General features: G+C 65.6%; 21 protein-coding genes and 1 pseudogene. 6 read left to right on the top strand and 16 right to left on the bottom strand.

Annotated features, from left to right (window positions below; translation table 11 throughout):
* The first annotated feature begins 159 nt into the window (after nucleotides 1-159).
* From ACRQ5Q_RS27315 to fabI, 4 genes are read left to right on the top strand one after another with little or no spacing between them, the layout of a single operon-like run.
* Nucleotides 160-2388 carry a DUF3141 domain-containing protein gene (locus tag ACRQ5Q_RS27315; protein WP_439374603.1) on the top strand — a complete coding sequence of 743 codons (2229 nt, stop codon included), beginning with the start codon at nucleotides 160-162 and terminating at the stop codon, nucleotides 2386-2388.
* Nucleotides 2389-2417: 29 nt separating this feature from the next.
* The gene (locus ACRQ5Q_RS27310) at nucleotides 2418-3380 is read left to right on the top strand and encodes a phosphate acetyltransferase (RefSeq protein WP_439375555.1); all 963 of its coding nucleotides are present in this window, start codon (nucleotides 2418-2420) and stop codon (nucleotides 3378-3380) included.
* 4 nt (nucleotides 3381-3384) lie between these two features.
* A complete protein-coding gene (locus tag ACRQ5Q_RS27305) occupies nucleotides 3385-4599 on the top strand; it encodes an acetate/propionate family kinase (protein WP_439374604.1) in 1215 nt (404 codons plus the stop codon).
* A complete protein-coding gene (gene fabI / locus ACRQ5Q_RS27300) occupies nucleotides 4596-5384 on the top strand; it encodes an enoyl-ACP reductase FabI (protein WP_439374605.1) in 789 nt (262 codons plus the stop codon). Before ACRQ5Q_RS27305 ends, fabI begins: the two co-directional genes overlap by 4 nt.
* A gap of 177 nt (nucleotides 5385-5561) precedes the next feature.
* Here fabI and ACRQ5Q_RS27295 read toward each other — a convergent pair whose 3' ends face one another.
* From ACRQ5Q_RS27295 to ACRQ5Q_RS27275, 5 genes are all read right to left on the bottom strand, one after another.
* Nucleotides 5562-6020: a MaoC family dehydratase gene (locus ACRQ5Q_RS27295; RefSeq protein ID WP_439374606.1), complete on the bottom strand. Its 459-nt coding sequence runs from the start codon at nucleotides 6018-6020 to the stop codon at nucleotides 5562-5564.
* 10 nt (nucleotides 6021-6030) lie between these two features.
* Nucleotides 6031-6681 (bottom strand): 3-oxoacid CoA-transferase subunit B, encoded by a 651-nt coding sequence (locus ACRQ5Q_RS27290; RefSeq protein ID WP_439374607.1) that lies wholly within the window; start codon nucleotides 6679-6681, stop codon nucleotides 6031-6033.
* A gap of 4 nt (nucleotides 6682-6685) precedes the next feature.
* Nucleotides 6686-7333, bottom strand: coding sequence for a CoA transferase subunit A (locus tag ACRQ5Q_RS27285; RefSeq protein WP_130371794.1), 648 nt, complete (start codon nucleotides 7331-7333; stop codon nucleotides 6686-6688).
* A gap of 94 nt (nucleotides 7334-7427) precedes the next feature.
* On the bottom strand, nucleotides 7428-8024 hold the full coding sequence (locus tag ACRQ5Q_RS27280; protein ID WP_439392973.1) for a hypothetical protein: 597 nt from the start codon (nucleotides 8022-8024) through the stop codon (nucleotides 7428-7430).
* On the bottom strand, nucleotides 8021-8947 hold the full coding sequence (locus ACRQ5Q_RS27275) for an alpha/beta fold hydrolase (RefSeq protein WP_439374609.1): 927 nt from the start codon (nucleotides 8945-8947) through the stop codon (nucleotides 8021-8023). Before ACRQ5Q_RS27275 ends, ACRQ5Q_RS27280 begins: the two co-directional genes overlap by 4 nt.
* 132 nt (nucleotides 8948-9079) lie before the next feature.
* Here ACRQ5Q_RS27275 and ACRQ5Q_RS27270 point away from each other — a divergent pair, with 132 nt between their 5' ends.
* Nucleotides 9080-11587, top strand: a complete 2508-nt coding sequence (locus ACRQ5Q_RS27270; protein ID WP_439392971.1) for an alpha/beta hydrolase — start codon at nucleotides 9080-9082, stop codon at nucleotides 11585-11587.
* 9 nt (nucleotides 11588-11596) lie between these two features.
* Nucleotides 11597-12472, top strand: a complete 876-nt coding sequence (locus tag ACRQ5Q_RS27265) for an alpha/beta fold hydrolase (protein ID WP_439392969.1) — start codon at nucleotides 11597-11599, stop codon at nucleotides 12470-12472.
* On the opposite strand, the gene ACRQ5Q_RS27260 is transcribed toward ACRQ5Q_RS27265, so the two are convergent.
* The 11 genes and pseudogenes from ACRQ5Q_RS27260 to ACRQ5Q_RS27210 all read right to left on the bottom strand — a co-directional run bounded on the left by ACRQ5Q_RS27260 (nucleotide 12424) and on the right by ACRQ5Q_RS27210 (nucleotide 22628).
* Complete coding sequence (locus ACRQ5Q_RS27260; RefSeq protein WP_439392967.1) at nucleotides 12424-12654, bottom strand: hypothetical protein; 231 nt, start codon at nucleotides 12652-12654, stop codon at nucleotides 12424-12426. The two genes, ACRQ5Q_RS27265 and ACRQ5Q_RS27260, sit on opposite strands and share 49 nt — an antisense overlap.
* A complete protein-coding gene (locus ACRQ5Q_RS27255) occupies nucleotides 12655-13281 on the bottom strand; it encodes an FMN-dependent NADH-azoreductase (protein WP_439392965.1) in 627 nt (208 codons plus the stop codon).
* Between the two features lie 3 nt (nucleotides 13282-13284).
* Nucleotides 13285-14859 (bottom strand): isochorismatase family protein, encoded by a 1575-nt coding sequence (locus tag ACRQ5Q_RS27250; RefSeq protein WP_439374614.1) that lies wholly within the window; start codon nucleotides 14857-14859, stop codon nucleotides 13285-13287.
* Nucleotides 14860-14932: 73 nt separating this feature from the next.
* Complete coding sequence (locus ACRQ5Q_RS27245; RefSeq protein ID WP_439374615.1) at nucleotides 14933-15781, bottom strand: MBL fold metallo-hydrolase; 849 nt, start codon at nucleotides 15779-15781, stop codon at nucleotides 14933-14935.
* Nucleotides 15782-15811: 30 nt separating this feature from the next.
* Nucleotides 15812-16691 (bottom strand): annotated as a pseudogene (locus ACRQ5Q_RS27240) (amidohydrolase family protein).
* Nucleotides 16688-17809, bottom strand: coding sequence for a vWA domain-containing protein (locus ACRQ5Q_RS27235; protein ID WP_439374617.1), 1122 nt, complete (start codon nucleotides 17807-17809; stop codon nucleotides 16688-16690). The pseudogene ACRQ5Q_RS27240 and the gene ACRQ5Q_RS27235 overlap by 4 nt, the downstream one beginning before the upstream one ends.
* Complete coding sequence (locus ACRQ5Q_RS27230) at nucleotides 17806-18687, bottom strand: AAA family ATPase (RefSeq protein ID WP_439374618.1); 882 nt, start codon at nucleotides 18685-18687, stop codon at nucleotides 17806-17808. The genes ACRQ5Q_RS27235 and ACRQ5Q_RS27230 overlap by 4 nt, the downstream gene beginning before the upstream one ends.
* A gap of 10 nt (nucleotides 18688-18697) precedes the next feature.
* A complete protein-coding gene (locus ACRQ5Q_RS27225) occupies nucleotides 18698-19720 on the bottom strand; it encodes a xanthine dehydrogenase family protein molybdopterin-binding subunit (RefSeq protein ID WP_439392963.1) in 1023 nt (340 codons plus the stop codon).
* A 1-nt stretch (nucleotide 19721) separates the two neighbouring features.
* Nucleotides 19722-21314 carry a xanthine dehydrogenase family protein molybdopterin-binding subunit gene (locus ACRQ5Q_RS27220; protein WP_439392961.1) on the bottom strand — a complete coding sequence of 531 codons (1593 nt, stop codon included), beginning with the start codon at nucleotides 21312-21314 and terminating at the stop codon, nucleotides 19722-19724.
* Nucleotides 21315-21326: 12 nt separating this feature from the next.
* Nucleotides 21327-21803, bottom strand: coding sequence for a (2Fe-2S)-binding protein (locus ACRQ5Q_RS27215; protein WP_439374621.1), 477 nt, complete (start codon nucleotides 21801-21803; stop codon nucleotides 21327-21329).
* Between the two features lie 6 nt (nucleotides 21804-21809).
* The gene (locus tag ACRQ5Q_RS27210) at nucleotides 21810-22628 is read right to left on the bottom strand and encodes an FAD binding domain-containing protein (protein ID WP_439392959.1); all 819 of its coding nucleotides are present in this window, start codon (nucleotides 22626-22628) and stop codon (nucleotides 21810-21812) included.
* Between the last annotated feature and the right edge of the window lie 3 nt (nucleotides 22629-22631).

Genomic DNA, 22631 nt, shown 5'->3' with positions numbered 1-22631 from the left:
GTTTCGCCGATCGTGCCCCCTGGCCCGGATCGAGCCTGCGAAATGCACGTCGCCAGCCCTGCGCAGGGAACCTCGCGCTCCGTCGCCGACCGTTGACCTAAATCAACGTCGGCAATCCGCGCGCTCCTTGAATGGGCGGACGCGACGGCGAGGTCGAACATGACGATGGAAAATCTGAAACTGCCTGACGGCCCGATGTCGGGGCTTGTGGCCTCCGCCGTCGAATACATGGTCGATGCGGGGCAACGTAGTGTGCTGTTTCTGGACATCATGCGCCAGCGCGGCGACCAGTACCGCGAGCATGTCGCGCAGGTCGCGCCGCATGTGCTGCAATATGCTGCCGAATTGATCGTCGACGGCCGCACGCTGGAGGAGCCGGTCAACTACGCGCTCGTGCGCATCATTCCGCCCAAGGATGTCGAAATCGACATGAGCCGCCGGCCATTCGTGGTGGTCGATCCGCGGGCCGGCCACGGCCCGGGCATCGGCGGCTTCAAGGCCGACAGCGAGATCGGCGTCGCGATGAAGGCGGGGCATCCCTGCTACTTCATCGGCTTCCTGCCCGAGCCGATGCCGGGCCAGACCATCGAGCGCATCGCGCGCGCGGAAGCGAAGTTCATCGAGACCGTCATCAGCCGTCATCCCGAGGCCGACGGCAAGCCCTGCGTGATCGGCAATTGCCAGGCGGGCTGGGCCGTCATGATCCTGGCGTCGCTGCGGCCGGAGTTGTTCGGGCCCCTGATCATCGCCGGCGCGCCGCTGGCGTATTGGGCCGGCGTGCACGGCCAGTATCCGATGCGCTATTCCGGCGGCCTGCTCGGCGGAAGCTGGCTGACGGCGCTGACCAGCGATCTCGGCGCCGGCAAGTTCGACGGCGCCTGGCTGGTGCAGAACTTCGAGAACCAGAACCCGTCCAACACGCTCTGGACCAAGCAGTACAACGTCTATTCCAAGGTCGACACCGAAGCCGAACGCTACCTGGATTTCGAGCGCTGGTGGGGCGGGCACGTCAACCTAAATGCCGAAGAGATCCAGTTCATCGTCGACGAGCTGTTCATCGGCAACAATCTCGCCGCCGGCCGCATCGAGCTGTCGGACGGACAAAAGGTCGACCTGCGCAACATCCGTTCGCCGATCGTGGTGTTCTGCTCCAAAGGCGATAACGTCACGCCGCCTCAGCAGGCGCTTGACTGGATCCTGGACTGCTACGCGGACGTCGACGAGATCAGGGCGTATGGCCAGACCATCGTCTACACGGTTCACGACAGCATCGGCCATCTCGGCATCTTCGTGTCGGGCGGTGTCGCCAAGAAGGAGCATGCCGAGTTTTCGAGCAACATCGACTTGATCGACGTACTCCCGCCGGGCCTCTATGAGGCGACGTTCGAGGCGAGGGGCGAGGAGACGCTCAATGCCGATCTCGCGACCGGGCAGTGGGTGATGCGCTGTGAGGCGCGCACGCTCGACGATATCCGCGCGATGGGAGGCAATTCGCCCGAGGACGAGCGGCGGTTTGCCGCCGCCAAGCGCGTCTCGGAACTCAATCTGGCGGCTTATCAGAAGTTCGTCCAACCCTGGGTCAAGAAGATGGTGACCCCGCAAATGGCGGACTGGGCGCGCAACATGCATCCGCTGCGAATGCAATATGAGGCCTTCAGCAGCAAGAATCCCTGGATGTCCACCATCCAGGCGGCCGCCGATCGCGTCGAGGACAACCGCAGGCCGGTCTCGAAGGACAATCCGTTTCTGGCAATCCAGGAGCAGATGTCGAAGCAGATCGTCCATGCGCTCGATAGCTGGCGCGACGCGCAGGAGGCTCTGAGCGAGACCATCTTCCTCAATGTCTATGGCTCGCCCTTGCTTCAGGCGGCCGTAGGGGTCGATCCGAATTCCGTGCCCTCGCAGCGTCGCGAGATGTCGGCCGAGCATCGCGCGATGCTCGAGAGGCGCATCTCCGAGCTGAAATCGCGCATCGGCGAGGGCGGGCTTCGCGAAGCGGCGATCCGATCGCTGCTCTATGTCGGCTCAGCCCGCGGCATGGTGGACGAGCGCAGCATCGAGGCACTGCGGCAGATACGGCGGGACCATTCCGGCGCCCGGATGACGCTGCCCGAGTTCAAGATGCTGGTCCGCGAGCAGTTCTTCATGCTGCTGCTCGATCGCGAATATGCGCTGGCCGCGATCCCGAAATTGCTGCCCGACGACATGGGCCTGCGGCGCCAGGTCTTCGCCGCGATGCGCGAGGTGTTGTCGGCGAGCGAAGATATCACGGGTGAGCGCGCCCATCGTCTGAAGCAGATCGCCGGGCTTTTTGGTCTGGACGGAGAAGGGGAGCTGACCTCGACGGTCACCCCTTTCGACTCGAAAGCAGAAGCAAAAGCGTCGTAATCAGGATTGGCGGAAGCGGGAGTGACATGATGTCGGCCGACACGACGGGGGCACATTCCGGCACCAAATACGACCGCCTGATCGCGGCGGCAAAGGCGGGGGCGCCCCTGCCGACCATCGTCGTCCACCCCTGCGACGAGACCTCGTTGCGCGGTGCGGTCGACAGCGCGAGCGCGGGCATCATCCGGCCGATGCTTGTCGGACCCGAGCGGAAGATCAGGGACACGGCCGCGAAATTCGGCCTCGACGTGTCCGGGTTCGAGATTGTCGATGCCGCGCATAGCGACGAAGCCGCGGCCAAGGGCGTCGAGCTCATCCACGCCGCCAGGGGCGATCTGCTGATGAAAGGCAGTCTGCACACCGACGAATTGATGCGCGCCGTCACAGCCAAGGTCGGCGGCCTGCGCACCGACCGGCGGATCAGCCACGTCTTCGTCATGGACGTGCCGGCCTACGCCGAGACCATCTTCGTGACGGATGCGGCCATCAACATCTTCCCCGATCTCGACGCCAAGCGCGACATCATCCAGAACGCGATCGACCTCTACAACCAGGCCGGCTTCGGCAAGACCCCGCGGGTTGCGATCCTGTCGGCGGTCGAGACCGTGACCTCGAAAATCCCCTCGACCATCGAGGCCGCCGCCCTCTGCAAGATGGCCGATCGCGGCCAGATCACCGGCGGCATCCTCGACGGCCCCCTGGCGTTCGACAATGCCATCGACATGGAGGCCGCGCGGATCAAGGGCATCACCTCCGAGGTTGCCGGCCGCGCACAGATCCTGGTCGTTCCGGACCTCGAGGCCGGGAACATGCTGGCCAAGAACCTCGCCTATTTCGCCAAGGCCGACGGCGCGGGCATCGTGCTCGGCGCCCGCGTGCCGGTGGTGCTCACCTCGCGGGCGGATTCTCCGCGCGCGCGCATGGCATCCTGCGCGGTTGCCGCGCTCTATGCTCGCGCTCGGCGCCAGAAGGCGCCAACAGTGGCCGCGTGATGCCATGGATACGATCCTCGTCGTCAATGCCGGCTCCTCCAGCGTCAAGTTTCAAGTCTTTTCGATCGAAGGCGAGGGGACCCTTCGGCGGCAGATCAAGGGACAGATCGACGGCATCGGCAGCCGGCCGCGTCTGCGGGCCGGCGGCACGGGCAACGGCCCCTTGGTCGATCGCGCCTATCCGATCGAGACCGTGCCGGATGTGCCGGCGGCGATGGCTGTCGCCGGCGACTGGTTGCGGAACGAGTTCCGGGTCGCGCCGGTCGCGGTCGGCCACCGTGTCGTGCATGGCGGTCCGGACTATTCGCGGCCGGTCGTGATCGACCACGGCGTCGTGTCCCGCCTTGAGCGCTTCGTCAGTCTGGCGCCTCTGCATCAGCCGCATAATTTGGCGCCGATCCGCTCGCTCCTCGCGGACTTCCCGACGTTGTTCCAGGTGGCCTGCTTCGACACCGCTTTCCACCGCACGCATGACGCGGTCGCAGACCACTATGCCATTCCGCACCAGCTGCATGCCGAGGGCGTGCGGCGCTATGGCTTTCACGGCCTGTCCTACGAATACATCGCCCGGACGCTGCCCCATGTCGCGCCCGAGATCAGCAGCGGACGCGTGATCGTCGCGCATCTCGGCAGTGGCGCCTCGATGTGCGCATTGAAGGACGGGCGCAGCGTCGAAAGCACCATGGGATTCACCGCGCTCGATGGCCTGCCGATGGGAACGCGGCCGGGGCAGGTCGATCCCGGCGTCGTGCTCTATCTCATCTCGGAGAAGGGCATGTCGGCTCCGAGGGTGCAGGACTTTCTCTACCGTGAGTGCGGACTGAAGGGCCTGTCCGGCGTCAGCAATGACATGCGCGAGCTCGAGGCGAGCACCGATGCCCATGCAAGGCTCGCGATCGACTACTTCGTCTACCGGATCGGGCTCAGCGCCGGCATGTTGGCCGCGGCCTTGCAGGGTTTGGACGCCTTCGTCTTCACCGCCGGCATCGGCGAGAACTCGGCATCGATCCGGGCGCGCGTGGCAGAGCAGCTCGCCTGGCTCGGTGTGACCCTCGATGCCGACGAAAATGCCCGTCATTCGCGGCTGATCTCGCATTCCGGCAGTCGCATCCCCGTCTATGTCGTCCCGACCGACGAGGAGCTGATGATTGCGCAGCACACGCTGGCGATGCTGGTCAACGGCTCGTCGCAAAACACACGATCTGAGAGGGCGTCATGATCCCAGTATTCCCGGACAGCAAGGTGGCCCTGAAGGGAAAGAGGGGCCTGATCGTCGGCATCGCCAACGACCAGTCCATCGCCTGGGGCTGTGCGCGGGCGTTTCGTGCACTCGGCGCCGATCTCGCCGTCACCTACCTGAACGATCGCGCCAAGAAGCATGTCGAGCCCCTGGCGCAGGAGCTGCAGGCGCCGATCTTCATGCCGCTGGACGTGATGGTCGAAGGCCAGATCGAAGCGGTGTTCGAGCGCATTGCGGCCGAGTGGGGCCAGCTCGACTTCCTGCTTCATTCGATCGCCTTCTCGCCCAAGGAGGCGTTGCACGGCCGCGTCGTCGACGTCGGCCGCGACGGCTTCCTCAAGACCATGGACGTTTCGTGCTGGTCGTTCATGCGCATGGCCCATCTCGCCGAGCCGCTGATGAAGAACGGCGGCACTCTGTTCACCATGACCTATTACGGCAGCCAGATGGTGGTGGAGAACTACAACGTCATGGGCGTGGCCAAGGCCGCGCTCGAGGCGTCGGTCCGCTACATCGCGGCCGAACTCGGTCCGAAGGGCATCCGCGTTCACGCGATCTCGCCGGGCCCGCTGGCGACGCGCGCCGCCTCAGGCATTCCCGAATTCGACGAGCTCATGGACAAGGCGCAGTCGAAGGCGCCGTCGCGCAGCCTCGTCAGCATCGACGACGTCGGCAACGCCACGGCCTTTCTGGCGCTCGACGGCGCCAAGCTGATCACCGGCGGCGTGCTCTACATCGACGGCGGCTATCACATCATCGACTGACCCCGGCCGCGGGTCGTCACGCCGCCTTGGTGGGCTGTGGGCTGATCTTGGCATCATGCCAGTGTTTTGCCCGACGGGTCAAACGGCTTTCGCCGGCAGAAAAGAGCCGGAAGAAAAAAGCGCAATGTCGTCAATGCCCCCGCTACTGTGCATGGGGTTGTTTTCGACCTGTTTGATTCAGCGATAGTGCAGGGCGATCAGCTCGGCGACGCAGGCGGGCTTGTTGCCCCCTTCGATCTCGATCACGAGGTGATAGTTGACGCGCAGCCCGTCCGGCGGCACGTCCTCGGCTTCGGCGACGGTGACGCGGCCGCGCAGCCTGGAGCCCGCCGGCACCGGTGCCAAATATCTGATCCGGTCGGCGCCGTAGTTCAGCGTGTTGCGCAGGCCCTTCAGGCCGATCACCGAGCGGATGAAGAGCGGCGCGAGCGCCAGCGACAGCAGGCCGTGGGCGATGGTGGTGCCGCCGGGCATCTCCCTGGCAGCGCGCTCCTGGTCGACATGGATCCATTGCTCGTCGCAGGTCGCCTCAGCAAACTGGTTGATGCGCTCTTGCGACACCTCGACCCAGTCGCTGACGCCGATCTCGGTACCGACGGCGGATTTGATCTCGTTGAAATCGCTGAAGACGCGCATGGTCACCCCGTCAGATCTTCATTTCCGGGACGGTGTCGGGAATGGCGAGCTCGGCCTCCGTCACCGCCAGGACCTCGCCGATGCTGATGCCCGGTGCCGTTTCCAGCAGCGTCGCCTTGCCATCGGGAAAGCCGATCACGGCCATGTCGGTGACGACGAGGTTCACCGGTCGTGCCGAGGTCAGGGGCAGCGTGCATTTGGCAACGATCTTCGACTTGCCCTTGGCCGCGTGCTGCATCGCGACAATGACGCGCTTGGCACCGCTGACGAGATCCATCGCGCCGCCCATGCCGGGGACCATCTTGCCGGGAATCATCCAGTTGGCGAGCAGGCCGTGCGCATCGACCTGAAGGCCGCCCAGCACGGTGACGTCGACATGGCCGCCGCGGATCAGGCCGAACGACATCGCGCTGTCGAAGGTCGCGGCGCCCGGAAGCGCGCTGATCGGGCGGCCGCCGGCATCGGTGAGCAGGGGATGCGCCAGGCCCTGCTCCGGTATCGGCCCGGTGCCGATCAGCCCGTTCTCGGACTGGAAGAAGACCTTGAGATCGGATGGCACGTAGTTCGCGACCAGCGTCGGGATGCCGATGCCGAGATTGACGAGATTTCCTTGGCGGAGCTCCTTGGCGACGCGCCGGGCAATGATGATCTGCGGATCCATGGGGTCACCCGTTCGCAATGATGTAGTCGACCAGCGGCGCCGGCGTGACGACGTGATCGGGTGCGATGACGCCGACGGGCACGATGTGCTCGGCTGCGACGATGACCGTGTCGGCCGCCATGGCCATGATCGGATTGAAATTGCGCGCGGTCAGCGCGTAGGCGAGATTGCCGAGATAGTCGGCGAGGAAGGCGTGGATCAGCGCGAACTGGGCGCGAATGGCCGTCTCCAGCAGAAACGGCTTGCCGTCGACCTCGATCTGGCGCTTGCCCTCCGCAACGAGGGTGCCGACGCCGGTCGGCGTGAGCACGCCGCCCAATCCGCAGCCGCCCGCCCTGATGCGTTCGACGAACGTGCCTTGCGGGACCAGATCGACCGAGATCTGGTTGCCGAGCATCTGCTGCTGGGCCTTGGGATTGAGGCCGATATGCGTCGCCGTCAGCTTCGAGACCAGGGTCGCATCGAACAGCTTGCCGACGCCCTTGCCGGGCGTAGCCGCGTCGTTGCAGATCAGGGACAGGCCTGCCTTGTTCTGCCGGACGAGTTCGTCCAGCAGACGTTCCGGTGTCCCGACGCCCATGAACCCGCCGACCATGACGCTCGCGCCGGACGGGATCATCGCGACGGCTTCTTCGACGGAAACGGCCTTCATGGTCGGACCTCCGGTCGGCAAGTGCAAGGTGAAGTGCGGGTCGATGTTGGCGGCGGGCGGTCTCGCGGCTTTGATCTGCGTCAAGGCTGCCGGCTCATTGCTGCGGGACGACGCCGATGCTTTCCAGCGTCTCGTTCCAGAGCCTGCGTACCTCGGCATGCCGCCGGTCAAGCGCTGTGCTTAACGCATCCCTGAAAGGAAGCAGATCCGGCTTCTTCAGGAACAGGATCTGCGCCTGCAATAGCCGGCCGCTCTCGAACTCGATGCGGCGCAGTGCCGTCACGAAAGCATCGTTGACATTGGCGTCCGTCGGCAGCAGGGCCGCGGGCCGGATCCCGGCGTGAACGGCGTGCGCCAGGACGGCGAGCTGGACCGCCTGCGCGCGGGCGTGATCGGCGATGCCTTCGATCGGTGCCGGGAGCCAGGCCATCTCCCAGGACGCGGCCATGGGGCCCAGCGCGAGATCCGGGACCCAGGCCGTCGCACGCATCAGCAGCGAAACGATCTCGCTCTCGCGGTAGAGCTGGGCGTTCAGCTCGGTCTGCCAGGCGGCGTCGAACTTCGCGGGAAGGGCGAGTGCGAATTGCCGCGCCAGCGCGCCATGGGCGGAGAGCAGGAATGCGGAGACCCGCGACTGCTGACGCGGTGGGACGCGGCCGTCGGCTTCCAGGGGTCCGAGGAAAGCGCTCATGTTGCCGCCCTCTGCACCGGGATCGCGCGCAGATGGTCGTAGCCGTCCGGAAACGGCGAAAAATCTCCGCCGGCCTGTTCAGGCGCGATCAGGACCCGCTTGTTGCCTTGCCAACGCCCGGCCATGACGTCCTCGGCAAAGCGCGCCAGCAGGTCTGCCGTAAGGGCCGCCTTTTCCAGCGTGAAGGCGTGATAGGCCTTCGGGATGATGACGAGGGCGCTGTCGGGAATCTCGACCCGCAGGGTCTCGTGCAAGGAGCGTGGCGTGAGGAAGTCGAACTCGCCATTCAGGATCATGGTCGGGACGGCGATGGCGGAGAGCTGAGGTGTCAGCGGCTTGAAGTCGAGAAAGGACTCCATCAGGTTCTGAAGCGCGTAGACGTCGTTCACCAGCCAGCCCTGCCGTTTCACGCTATCCAGCTTGTCCAGCAGCGGCTGCAGCCATTGATCAGAGAGGTTCATCGGCAGCAGCAGATCCTGGAGATAACTGGTGCCGCCGAGGATGAGCCCGGTGCGCAAGGCATTGCCGATCAGCAGCAGTTGCGGCGAAAGCTCTGCAAAGCAGCTCATCGGCACGAGGCCGGACAGCCGCGCGCCGTGCTCGATGGCATAGCGCAGCGCGATCAGCCCGCCAAAGCTGATGCCGCCGAGGAAGACCGGACCATCGCCGAGTTCGCCGATCAGACGATGCAGCACCGCGACGTGGTCGTCCTGGTTGATGAACAGCGCCGGCTTGTCGGAGGCGCCCTGGCCGAGCAGATCGAATGTTGCGACGCGAAACTGCCGTGCGATCAGCGCGTCGCGATAGGCGCCCCAGAGCTCGGAGTATTGCGTGAGACCGTTAACCAGCACATAGGCCGGCGCACCCGCCGGCCCGTCGAGCTCATAGCGGATCCGATATGAGCCATGACTGAGGAAGGGCATTGCGGGCACCGGCCGGCGTGATGATGGCCGCGATCCTCGGCGCCGGCGCGCGGATTCCATTGAGCTAAATCAAACCTCCCGGGTGCATGCAACCTAGCGTGCGCGGAAAACACCGCCATGAGGGAGGTCGCCATGACCGGGAGAAGCGCGCTCGAGCGTTGCATCGTCTGCCTGATCTTGTTGCTGGTCGGCACCGCGCTTGCGGTAGCGCAGCCGTTCACGCGCCGCTCGTCGCAGATGCAGCATGACGGCCTCAAGAAGACCTATGAGATCGGCAATTTTCGCCTCGGCGGAAAGTACGACCTGGCCGATCCCTCGAAATGGGAGAATGGCGGCGAGGGCGGCGTGACGCTGGAGTCGCTCGGCGGCGGCAAGCTGCGCACCAGCTACATCGCGATCGGCAACGCGCGGCGCAATGCCGCCGGCGAGATCACCAATGCCGTCGTGATCAACTCCTATTATTCCGGCGACTCCACCGACATGTACGAGCAGTGGGTCAAAGGCGCCGCCCTGTCAGGCGGCGTCCCGGTCATCGGCCCTGGCCGGCCGATCGACACCAACCGCTATTACGTCATCATGGTCGATCCGCTCGGCACCTGGGGTGCGAGCAAGCCATCCGACGGTCTCGGCATCAAGTTTCCGCAGTACAGCTACTACGACATGGTGCAGGCGAACTACCGTTTGTTGCGCGACGAGCTGAAGGTCGCGCGCGTCGCGCTGGTCACCGGCGTCTCCATGGGCGGCACCCAGACCTATGTCTGGGGCGTGATGCATCCTGAATATGTCAGCGCGATCATGCCGATCGGCGGCACCACGCAGTCCGACGGCGAAGATCCCGTCGGCAACTGGACCTTTCAGATGATGACGGCCGCGATCCAGGGCGATCCGGTCTGGCAGGCGACCAAGGGTGACTATTACAAGCTGCCCAAGGAGAAGCACCCGGTGCCGGGCGTGGCCTTTGGCTGGTCGATCCTCGGCATGACGGGCTATGACTTCGCCTTCCGAACGACCCAGAACTGGGCGGCGGTCCAGCCCGAGATCTTCTACTGGGACCCGCCGAACGAGAAAGCCGGATTGAACGTCACGAACCGCGCCAAGCTCTATGACGCTGTCGATCTGGTCTGGCGCAACCGGGTCGGCGAGACGCACAACGTCAACCCGTATCTCGGCCGCATCCAGGCGCGCACGCTGGTGATGCACATCACCAACGATCTCTGGCTGAACTTCAAGCTCGCCCAGAAGGCGGTCGACCGCGTGCCCGGCGCGGATCTGATCGCCGAGGAAAGCCCGGTCGCCCATTACGGCGTGTTCCCGCTGATCAACAATCGGAAGAACGATCCGAAGTTCGTCGCCTTCATGGACGACGTCGCGAGCCTCGATCGCGCACAGAAATTCGTCGACAAGAATTATCGCGTGGCCGACGTTGCCCAGAACATCGACCCGAAGAAGTCGTTCTGGAAGGCGTATGTGACCTATCCCTATCCGGTCAAGTTCGGCAACGCCAAGGACAAGAGCGGCAATTCCTGGGAAATCGGGTACATGGACGAGTACGCCGGCACCGACAAGGATCCGAAGGTGCTCGTCATCATCCACGGCAAGGGCGCCTTCGGCGGGCACTACGGCAACATCATGCAGTATGCCTTGCGCAGCGGCCTGCGCGTGATCGTGCCCGACCTGCCGCATTACGGCATGTCTGGTCCCGGCAATCTCGACAAGAGCCCGGCGCGCACCATGCAGGACATGCGCGAGGTCATCTACGATCTCGTCGTCAACCAGCTCGGCGTCAAGAAGGCCTATTATCTCGGCCACTCGCTGGGCGGCCAATTCGTGGCGGGCTACGCGCTGACCTGGCCGGACGCGGTGCAGGGCCTCGCCCTGGAGGCACCCTCCGGTCTCGAGGAATATCCGCGCGAGATCACCATCGCCAAGGACAAGAAGGCGCCACTCTTCGCGGACGGCCTCGGCCGCGATTTCGACAAGTGGAAGCAGGTCTGGGACCAGACCGGCATCCTCGCGGCGGAGAAGGCGCGCGACGAGCAGAACATCCGTGACTTCTTCTACTTCAAGAAGCGTGATCCGAACACCGGTGCGGTATCGGCGGCCAAGAGCGGGTACTTCTTCAGCGACAGCGAATATGCCCGCTTGCACACCGAGCAGCGCGTCGGGCTCACCAAGGGCAACCCGAAGGAGCTCGAGCAATGGTGCAACGTCTTCATCTTCGACATCTACACGATCGGAGCGGAGCTCCAGCAGGATGATCCGAAGAATCTCTACGAGCGTATCACCCAGATCAAGGCGCCGATCTTCCTGTCATTCGGCGATAAGGAGCCGTTCATTCCGACGCCCGCTTTCAACGGGCTCACGGACCTCGGGCGCGACGTCATCACGCCATTCATGTCGCGGATGACCAATGCCGGCAACCGGCCGATCCTCAAGATCTATCCGGAGACCGGACATTTCATCCATACGGATAACCCGGTCGAGTTCTCCGTCGACGTGGTCGATTTCGTCACCAAGGGAACGGTTGACACGTCGTCACCGCTCGGCACCGACCGCATGATCAGGGGCGCGGTGGCGTCGGCGCTGCCGGTGGCGCCAACGCCTCCCGGCGCGGCGCCGACGGCGGGCCTCAACAAATAGGACGCAGCGATGCCACGGGTGCAGGCGGGCGAGGTCCAGCTTGGCTGGCGAGAGTGGGGAGAGGGCGACACCACCGTCGTCTTCATCCACGGCAATCTCGCCAGCAAGGACTGGATCGAGCTTGCTGCCCCGCTGTTTCCAAAAGGGCTGCGCGTCATCGGGCTGGACTGGCGCGGATGCGGTGACAGCGATCGGCCGAAGCCGAACGCGGACTATTCCAACTATTCCATGCAGCAGCATGCCGAGGATATGCTGGCGGCGCTGGATGCGCTGGAGATCGGTTATTGCCATCTCGCGACGCATTCGACCGGCGGCATCATCGCCGCGCGCATGCTGCTGATGCAGCCGCTGCGCTTCGGGCGGGTGCTCGCGCTCGATCCGGTGACGCCGCTCGGCATGGCCTTTGACGCCGACCAGCTCGGCCTGTTCCGGTCGATGATGACGAGCAAGGCATTGACTCGCACGATCATGGCGACGGCAGCGTCCTCGCTGTTCACGCCGGAAAGCATGGCGCCGAACGCAGTCCCGCGCTTCCGCGAAGGGGTCAGCGAGATCGAGGCGTTGTTCGACCGTATCATCGACCAGACGTTTGGCGTCTCGGAAGGAATCTGGATCGGCACCCCCGTCAACCTCACGCGCGAAAAGCAAAGCCGTGAGCTCGAGCGCCGCATGCCGGAACTGCGGCATCCGCATATGGTGCTGTGGGGGGAAAGGGACGGCTGGATTGCCCCGGACGATCTTCGCGCGATGGCCAAGGCGATGCCGGATTGCCGTCTCGTGATCGTGCCGGGCATCGGGCATTCGATGAATCTCGAACGACCGGCGCTCTATGCGGGTTATTTCGGCGCCTGGTTCGGAGGCTTGCCTTCCAGCTCCAGGTCCTGACCGATCTCACAACACGGGCGGTCCTGGCGCTGGCTCAACGCCAGTACAAGACTTCCCATCATCAGGCCGATCGCAGCGATCCAGCCACCAAGTGCGCGGACGGCAATGGTGCGCCAGCGGATGTTGCGCTGTCCGAATTCGTTCGCCCGAAGACCGCGGTCAGCCGCCGCCGCGGCCAGCATCTAGAAGGTGGCGCCCATTGATGCGAGACGTTGATGCGCCCGGTCACGCGCGGCTTCGATCGGCTGCTGCGGTCCCGTGGTCGGACCGATCAGAACGAAACGGACATCGTTGATTCCGATGAAGCGCAGGATTTCCCGCAGGTAAGGCGTCGCCATGTCGATGCGGCCGCGGTTCATGCCGGTGGCAAAGTCGCTGCCGCTGGCGATGATCACCAGCGTCGGCCGATCCTGCAGCAGCGGCAGATAGCCCTGCGACGGATCGAACCGGAAGGTGAGCCCGGGCTGGACGATGATGTCGAACCACTGCTTGAGCTTGTAGGGGATGCCGAAGTTCCACATCGGCGTCGAGATCAGCACCCGATCGGCGAGCGAAAAGCGCAGCGCCATGCGCTCGGCTTCGGCAAAGCTCTCCCGTTGCGGGTCGGTGAAGGCCTGAGCCTTCATGCGCGCATATCTGGCCTCGACAATGGCGCCTGCGAATTCCGGCATCCGTTCGCGCCAGATGTCCACGACATCGATGTCCCAATCCGGCCGAGCCTTGCGGAAGCCGTCAAGAAAGACGCGCGCGCCGGCATTCGACTCGGACTCGGCGCGGGGCGAGCAGGACAGATGCAGGAGCTTCGCCACGGCTCATCCCAGCGCTCTGATGACGGCATCGGCCCTGGTCACGACGGCGACGTTCTGCATGGCAAAATTGATCGAGGCGTTGTGCCAGTCGGCATTCATGGTCGAGCAGCAGTCTTCGGGCACGATCATGAAATAGCCCTTGTCGGCGCCGGTCCGCGCCGTGTGCTCGACCGACATGTTGGTCCATGCGCCGGTATTGATGATCATGTCGCGCCCCGTGGCTTTCAGGATCGTCTCCAGCCGCGTGCCCTCCCAGGCGCTCATTCGCATCTTCTCGACGACGAAATCGCCGGGCCGCGGCTCGAGGCCGGAAACGGGCGCGGCGCCCCAGCTTCCGCGCACCATCGCTTTGCTGTCGACGAGCCCTTCGAACAGCGGGGCGTTGAGCGTGACGCCGGGCGCGCCAGGCTCGACGACGAACCAGACATGGATGATGGCGACCCCGCGCGCGCGTGCGGCTTCCGCAAGGCGCCGGACGTTCTCGACGACATGCTGTTGCTTCGCGTGACCCGGTGCGCCCGAATCGGCGAAGGCGCCGCCGTCCATGATAACGTCGTTCTGGAGATCCTGGATGATCATTGCGCAGCGCTGCGGATCGAGCCGCATCTCGCCCTCGGTGAGAACAGGTGACGCCGGCGATGAACTCTGGACCGCTGCGCTGCCGCCGCGACGGCCGCTCATATAGGGCTCGTGACGCGGGCCGACCCGGGTCGGGATCGCATACACCGAATGGGTCGAGGTGAGATAGAGCGTGCGGAAATCCGGCCCGCCCCAAGCGAGGTTCGCGACCAGCTCCGGCACGCGGACCTTGCCGAGCAGCTCGCCCCGCGGCGAATAGATCCAGACGCCGCCGGGGGCGGTGACCCAGACATTGCCGTGCTGGTCGCACTTCATGCCGTCGGGCAGGCCCGGCTCCAGCTCGGAGCGGATGCCGCTTGCGAACACGTGTGCGTTCGAAAGCGTACCGTCGCTGTTGACCTCGAACAGGCGGATCAGCGCCTGCACGGTGTCGTTGACATAGAGCAGCTTCTCGTCCGGCGAGAAGCACAGCCCGTTCGGCTGATCGAACAGGTTGCGGTCCACCACGAGCTTCGGCTCGCCGCCGGGCATGACGCGAAAGACGCCCTGAAAGCCGAGCTGGCGCGGCCGCTCGACGCCATAGACGGGCATCCGTCCATACCAGGGGTCCGAGAAATAGATCGCGCCCGATGAGTGCACGCAGACATCGTTCGGGCTGTTGAGCTCCTGGCCGCCGAAATGCGACGCGAGCACCTCGCGCCGTCCGTCCGGGCGCTCGCGGACAAGCGATGAGGTCGCGTGCTCGCAGACGATCAGATTGAGCTCGGCGTCATAGGTCATGCCGTTGCATTTGTTCGAGGGACGCTTGACCTCGACGATACCGCGCCGCGCATCCCAGCGCCGGCGCACGTCGGCCGGCATGTCCGAGAACAGCAGGTAATGATCGACCGGATGCCAGATCGGCCCTTCCGTGAAGTCGAAGCCGGTGCCGACCTGCGCGACCGGCGCATAGGGATCGATCAGATTCTCGAACTCGCTTCGCAGGGTGACATGCGTCATCGGTCGATCCTCGGACGCATGATCCGGAAAAGTGTTGAGCGGTTTTCCGAAAGGATCATGCGCAAAAAAAGCCTCACGCCGGGAACCAGTTGCGCTGGGGCAGCGACTGCACGATCGGACCGGGAACCTGGTCATGCAGCCGACCCACGACATTGCCGCCTTCGATCTTGGCGGGCCGGTCGTGCACGGGGAGGAGGTAGCGCGAATTGCTGAGCAGCCTCTTGATCGCGGCCTTCTCCGCACGCTTGCTGGTGCCATGGTTGCCGGTGGTGCGCGGCTCCCAATCGTGAATCTCGTGGAAGGGCGTGACGATCTGGTCGTTGAAGTCGTAGATGACGTCGCCACAAATGGTGGCGATGCCATCGGCGGTGTGGACGATGATGTTCATCGAGCCCTCGGTGTGGGCGTTGGCCGCATCGCAATAGACGCCGGGCATCAGCTCGATCGGACCGGTGATCTCGAGGTCGAGGAAGCGCAGCGCGCTCTTGGTGTGCAGGCGGTCGATCAGGTGCTTGATGTCGGGCGCCGGATATTGCGGATGCATCAGGCCGGAGACGGAATATTCGAGCTCCTTGCGGTTGACGACGACGGTCGTGTTCATCGGGAACAGATCGTCCTTGCCGGCATGGTCGATGTGCAGATGGGTGTGGCAGACAAAGCGCACGTCGCCCATGCGTACGCCGTGGCGCGCGAGCTGGTTCTCGATCATGTGCTCATGGTACTGCAGCCCCCGCATGCCCAGCGTCTCCATGATCTGGTTGGAGCGATAGCCGGTGTCGACCACGACCGGGTAGGGGCCGCCGAGGATCAGGAAGCCCAGGGTAAGGACGCGGCGGGTGCGGCCGCAGTCGCGTCCGAGCACCAGGAAGCTCGATTCCAGCTCGATATCGCCGTAGTCCAGGATCTTGATCTCCAGCGCCATACGTTGCCCTCCTGTCTCGTTTCTTGTCTGTCAAAGCCGGTAGACGCGCGTCGCCGTCGTCCTGAAGATTGCGTCCTGCTGCTCCGCACTGAACGGGGCGGCGGCTGCGCGAAAGGCACTGACGAGCTCGCGATAGCTGGTCCATAATTTCTCGATCGGGAAGTTGGAGCCGAACAGGCAGCGCTCGGAAAATCGCAACCGTATCGGTGAGCACGGCCGCGATATGGGCGGGATCGTTACGATGGATGAAGGTCCCGAGCCCGGACAGTTTCGAGACCACGTTCGGGCATGTGGCGAGGCGAGCCATGCCCGCACGCCAGGCCGCGCGGCCCGCCGGCGAGAGATCCTCCAGCATGCCGGCATGCTGGAGGATGAACGTCACCTTGGGGCAGGACTCCGCCAGCAGCGCGGCATCCGGCATCTGCGGCGTGAACACCTGCAGCTCGAAGCTCCAGCCGTAATCGGCGAGATGCGCGACGTTGCGACGGGTTACGGGATCGGCGCACAGGTCCGGACGAGCCGCGAAGCGGTACAGCGGGTTCTCGTGCCAGTGCAGCTGCATGCGCACGCCGCGCAGCAGCGGATAGCGCTTCAGGCTGTCGAGCTGCGGGCGCACGTCGTCGGCCGCGAAATTGGCGTAGGCGACGATGGCATGCGGCCAGCCGTGCTCGTCGGCCGTGCGCTGCACCCAGGCTGCTTCTTCCTCGAAGTGCTCTTGTGCCCAATTGGTCTGCACGTAGACGGAGCGCGTGACGCCGACGCCCTCGAGATCGGCGAGATACTCCTCGATCGGATAATCGCGGCGGATCGGCTCGTAGGGTCCGAAGATGCGCGGCTGCATGGGGCCGGTCAGCCAGGGCAGGTCGGCCTGCCGCCAGATGTGATGATGGCCATCGACAATACCGTTCACGCAACTCTCCTTCGTCCCAGTGCAAGGACATGGGCGACGATCGAGGCACTCGATCCGCCGTCCACGAGATCGTCGACGAAGCGTTCGATCGCGACGAGCGCTTCGGTCTGCGGGCGGAACGCGGGGCCTGTCGCGAGCGGCGTCAGCCAGCTCAGGCGCCAGGCCCGGCGCGACAATTTCGCGGCCGCGTCGCGAAGCGCGTCGGGCTCACCGCGCTCGAGCCCGTCGGACACGATGACCACGGCGGCACCGCGGGCGTATCCTCCGAACCGTGGCACAGCCAGGAACGCCTGCAGCGCATCGCCGATGCGGGTGCCGCCGTCCCAGTCGCTGACCAGATGCGCCGCGGCATTCATTGCCTGCTCCCGCCGCTTCAGCCGCAGAGCGCGGGTAACGCGGGTAAGCCGGGTGCCGAAGGTGAAGACCTCGACATTGGGCGCGGCCTGCACCAGCGCATGCGCGAGCTTCATGTTTTCCTCGGTGCGGCTCTTCATCGAGCCGGAGACGTCGATCAGCAGCAGCATCTTGCGTGGGCGCTGGCGCCGCTTCATGTGGCCGAGCCGCAGGATCTCGCCGTCGCTGCGGACGCTGTCGCGCAAGGTGCGGCGGAGATCGGCGAAGGGGCCGCGCCGTGCCCGCATGCGGCGGTGCCCGCGCCGCCGGGGCAGGCGCCGCGGGGCTTCGCGCGCCAGGCGGCGGAGCGGATCGGTCGTGGAGAGCTGGGCGAACCGGCGCTCGACCAGCGCCTCGGTGCGTGTTGCGGTCTGGCCTGATTCATTGGCGTCATCGGAGAAGAGGGGCTCCTCGTCGCCGCGGCCTTCCTCCTGGAGACGGACGGTCTCGTCATCCTCGCCGTCGTCAGTGTGCGCGATGGCCTCGCTGCCGCGGAAATGAAGGTCGAACAGCCGGTCGAAGGTGGCGCGGCGCTCGGGCGGCGGGGCGAGGGTGGCGAGGGCGGATTGCCTGATGTCGTCGAGGTCGCGCGGACCGAGCAATGCGATCGCGGCGAGAAAGGCGATGGTCTGCTCCGGCGCAACGGCGAAATCGTTGGCGCGCAGCAGCGCGACGAAGGAAATGAAGACGCGGGCGGGGTGCGGGAGCTGCAGCTCGGTGCTCATGCGGTCGCCTCCGCGAGCATGGCATCGAGCCGGGGGGCGATGAAGTGCAGGTCTTCCTCGTCCTTCAGCGCCACGCCGATCGACCGCCTGAAGGCGTCGGGCCAGCGCGCGCCGCCCTTGTTGAGCAATGTTGCGGCCTCGGCCCAATCGACGGCCTCGGCGATGCCGGGCGCCTTGCTCAGCGGCTCGCGGCGCAATTTCTCGACGGCCACGACGACGGCGCGGGCCGTGGCTTCGGCGACGCTGGAGGCGCGCATCATGATGATCCGCGCCTCCCGCTCAGCGGTGGGATAGTCGATCCAGTGATAGACGCAGCGGCGGCGCAAGGCTTCGTGCAGATCGCGCGTCCGGTTCGAGGTGAGCACGACGACCGGGCGCTCGGCCGCGCGGATCGTACCGCGCTCGGGAATGGATATCTGGAAGTCGGAGAGGAATTCGAGCAGAAATGCCTCGAACTCCTGGTCGGCCCGGTCGATCTCGTCGATCAGCAGCACGGTGGAATCGGGCGCGCGGAGCGCTGCCAGCATCGGCCGCTCGATCAGGAAGGTCTCGCCGTAGATGTCGATGCTGTCGTCGCCGGCCTGACGGATCGCAAGCATCTGGCGCGGGTAGTTCCATTCGTAGAGCGCGGCCGAGGCGTCGATGCCCTCGTAGCACTGCAGGCGCATCAATCGGCGGCCGAGCACGGCGGCGATGGCCTTCGCCGCTTCCGTCTTGCCGACGCCGGGCGCGCCTTCCAGCAGAAGCGGCTTGCCGAGGGCGAGGCCGAGATAGGCGGCGGTCGCGAGTCCTTCGTCGGCGAGGTAATAGGCCGCCCGCAGCGCCTTCTCCAGCGCCTCCGGGCTGTCGATGCCGACGATGTTGCTGCGAACCGCCACGGCGTTTCCCTCAGCGCCGCGCCTGCGGCCGCGCCCCGCCCTGCGTCTTGATTGCCCGCAGCACCTTTTCCGGCGTGATTGGCAAATCGTCGATCCGCACGCCGACGGCGTTGAAGATCGCGTTGGCGACGGCCGGCAGCACCGGGTTGGCGCACATCTCGCCGGGACCCTTGGCGCCGAACGGTCCGTCGGGCGCGGGGCGTTCCAGCACCGCGACATCATGCGGGCAGATGTCGCCGGGACCGGGCATCAGATATTCGACGAAGTCGCGGGGGCCATGAACGGGATCGGGATAGTAAGGTTCGGGCGTCTCGTAGAGCGCGTGGCTGACGCCCATCCAGGCGCCGCCGACCAGCTGCTGCTCGACCAGGCGCGGGTTGAGGGCGCGGCCGAGCTCATAGGCGGAGTCCATCCGGACCATCGCTACCTCGCCCGTCTCGTCGTCGACCTCGACCTCGGCGACCAGACAGGCATGCGCGTAGCAGGTCGCCGGCGACATCTCGCCGGTTTCGGGGTCGACGTCGGAGAGGGGCACGAGGAAGATGCCGCGGCCGGAGATGGACTTGCCCTGCTTGAACTGCGCCGCGATCGCGACATCCTTGGTCGATATCGAGCGATGAGGCGCGCCCTTGACATGGATGTTGCCGCGGCCGTCGGTTTCGAGATCTGCGGCGTTGACCTCGAGCTCCTCGGCTGCCGCCTCCATCATCACGCCGCGCGCCTCGCGGGCGGCGGCCATCACGGCGTTGCCGACGCGATGGGTGCCGCGCGAGGCGAACGAGCCCATGCAATGCGGGCCGGTGTCGGAATCGGCGGTGTCGACATAGACGTCCTCGACCGGTACGCCCAAGGTCTCCGCGCAGATCTGCCGTGTTACCGACTTCATGCCCTGGCCGAGATCGATCGACGACAGTGCCACGGTGAACTTACCGCTCGGGTTGGAATGCACCAGCGCCTGGCTCGGATCGCCGCCGAGATTCATGCCGATGGGATAGTTGATCGACGCCATGCCGCGTCCGCGATACGTGGTCATCTCAACGCCTCCTGGTGCCGAAGACAGAGGAGAAACGAGTCGCGCCATGCGAGGGCGCCGCTGGCCGTGGCGGCGGGGGCGGCGGCGCTGGTGGTGTCGGCTCGCGCGGTGGTTCCCGGGTGACAGTGGGCGGAAGCCGGTCATAGCTGGTGCGTTGCTGCGCCGGGGCCGTTGGTCGGCTGCGCGAATCCGTGGGCGTTGGCGGGATCACAGCGCGGCTGCCGCCGCCGTCCTTGCGTGAGGAGGCGCGCTTGAACTCGTCGCGGATCGGCCACTTTGCTTTTTCGGCGGCGACCTGGACGCATTCGATCAACGCGGTGTTCTTGGCCTCGCGCCGGTGCGCCTTCATGTCGCCGTCGCGATAGGCATTGAGGATGCGGAACTCCATCGGGTCCATGCCGACGAGGTTGGCCAGCTTGTCCATCTGGCATTCGATAGCGAAGTCCATCGCGGTGATGCCGAAGCCGCGCATGGCGGTCGCGGGCGTGCGGTTGGTGAAGACGCAATAGACGTCGCCATAGACGTTTGGGATCGTATAGGGCCCCGGCAGATGCGCGGCACATTTCACGGCGGCGTAGCTCGACAGCCGCGTATAGGCGCCGCTGTCGAAATAGGCGCGGATCTTGCGTGCGACGATACGGCCGTCGCGCATCACGCCGTCCTTGATGTAGATGCGTTCGGCGCCACGCGGCGGGCCGTACTGCATCTCCTCCTCGCGTCCGAACACGTAGCGGACGGGCCGCCCGGTCAGCATCGCGCCGAGGATCGCGAGCGGCTCGGTCAGGGTGTCGACCTTGCCGCCGAAACCGCCGCCCACGGTGCCGCCGATGAAGTGGAAGGTGTTGGAGGGCACGTTTAGGATCTTGGCGCAGGTGTCGACCGAGAAGAACAGCGCCTGGGTCGAGGTGTAGACGACATAGCGGCCGTTGGTGTCAGGGGCTGCGATCGCCCCGTTCGTCTCGGTCGGCGCGTGTTCGATCGGCGACATCTGGTAGCGCTGCTCGAGCACGTGGTCGGCGGTTGCAAGTGCCGCATCGGCGTCGCCGAAGCGCAGGCGCTGGTGATCGTAGACGTCGTGATAGGTGAACGTGTTCTTCGGATAGGTCTCGTTGACCACGGGCGCGCCGGGCTTCAGCGCGTCCTCGACGTCGAACACGGTCGGCAGCGGCTCATAGTCGATCCGGACTTTTGCGATCGCCTCGAAGGCCTCGCGCTCGCTGTCCGCAACGATGGCCAGGATCGGCTCGCCCTTGTAACGCACCTTTTCGACCGCCAGCGAGGGCTCGTCGTCCTTGCCGAAGTTGATGAGGCTCAGCAGCGTGTTGAGGTTGCGCGGCACGTCCGCCCCGCGGATGATGCGGCGGACGCCGGCCGAGCGCTCGGCCTCGGTGGTGTCGATGCGGCGGAGCCTTGCATGCGCCTGCGTCGAGCGCACGACCTTCAGGTGCAGCATGCCCTGGAGCTTGTGGTCATTGAAATAGGTGGATGTGCCCGTGACATGGCCGAGCATGTCCTGGCGCTGGGTGCCCTTGCCGATTTCCTTTAAGTTATCGTCGCGCTCGTCGGCGAAGATGTCCTTGCGCAGTTCCAGCATGGTCGCGCTCCCTTACGCGCTGACCCGGCCGCCGGCGGCGGCGAGGATGGCATTGATGATCGGCCCGTAGCCGGTGCAGCGGCAGATGTTGCCCGAGATGGCTTCGACGACCTCCTCGCGGCTGGGCGAGGGATTGCGGTCGAGCAGCGCCTTGGCGGCCATCAGCATGCCCGGCGTGCAATAGCCGCACTGGGCGGCAAAATGGTCGGCGAAGGCGCGCTGCAGCGGATGCAGGTTCGGGCCCTGCTTCATGCCGTCGAGCGTCTCGACCGAGCGGCCCGCGACGGTCTCGGCCAGTGTCAGGCAGGACAGGTGCAGCTCGCCGTCGATCAGCACGCTGCAGGTGCCGCAGCCGCCCTGGCCGCAGCCGAATTTCGGTGTCATGTCGCCGATCAGCTCGCGCAGTGCCACCAGCAGATTAGTGCCGCCATCGACGAAGATCGCGACGTCGCGGCCATTGTGACGAAATTGCAGGGGGATTTTTGCCATTTCGATCTATTCCTGTCCCGACAGCAGACGCCGCAGATGCACGCCGACGATCTCGCGGCGGTACCAGGCGCTGCCGAGCGCGTTGTCCGACGGCGATGTTCCTTCGCTTGCCGCCGATGCGGCAGCCGCGATGGTCGCGGCATCCAGTGATCGGCCCTCCAGTGCGCGCTCGGCGGCTCGGGCGCGGATCTGCGTCGGCGCCATCGAGCCCAGGGCGATCCGCGCACCCGCAATCCGGCCCCCGCTGATGGGCAGATGCGCGGCCAGCGTGATCACCGCGCCGCCCTTCGGCTTGATCCGCGCGATCTTGCGATAGCGGAAGGCGTCCGCACTCGCCGGCCTCGTGCAGGAGACCGACAGCACCAGCGTGCCGGCCTGCCGGTCGCGCCCCTGCAGGAACTCTTCGATCGGGATGTCCCGCGCGCCGAAGCCGCCTGCGACAGCGACGGTGGCGTCGAGCGCCAGCAGCGCCACGGTAAAATCGCCGTAGGGACTTGGCGCAAAGAGGTTGCCGCCCACGGTTCCCATATTGCGCACGGCAGGGCCGCCGATCGAGCGGGCTGGGGCGTGCAGGAAGGCGAGGTCGCGCTCGGCGAGCACGCGCGCGAAGGTGACGCCAGCCCCGAGCGTCACGCGCGGGCCGGACGCATCGATCCTGGTCAGCGCCTGATCCTGCGCGCGGACGACGGTCGAGATCGAGACATCGCCTTCGTTTAGCGCCCGCATCACCAGTGTGCCGCCGCCGAGGTAGCGCGCGCTGCGATCCGAGGACAGCGCTCCGGCTGCCTCGCTCGCATTTGCAAAAGTCTTTACCGTCACGGCCATGGC

Source organism: Bradyrhizobium sp. PMVTL-01, assembly GCF_051861855.1.
Classification (GTDB): domain Bacteria; phylum Pseudomonadota; class Alphaproteobacteria; order Rhizobiales; family Xanthobacteraceae; genus Bradyrhizobium.
Note: the sequence above shows the minus strand (reverse complement) of the source record. Positions and strands in the feature narration are given on the sequence as shown.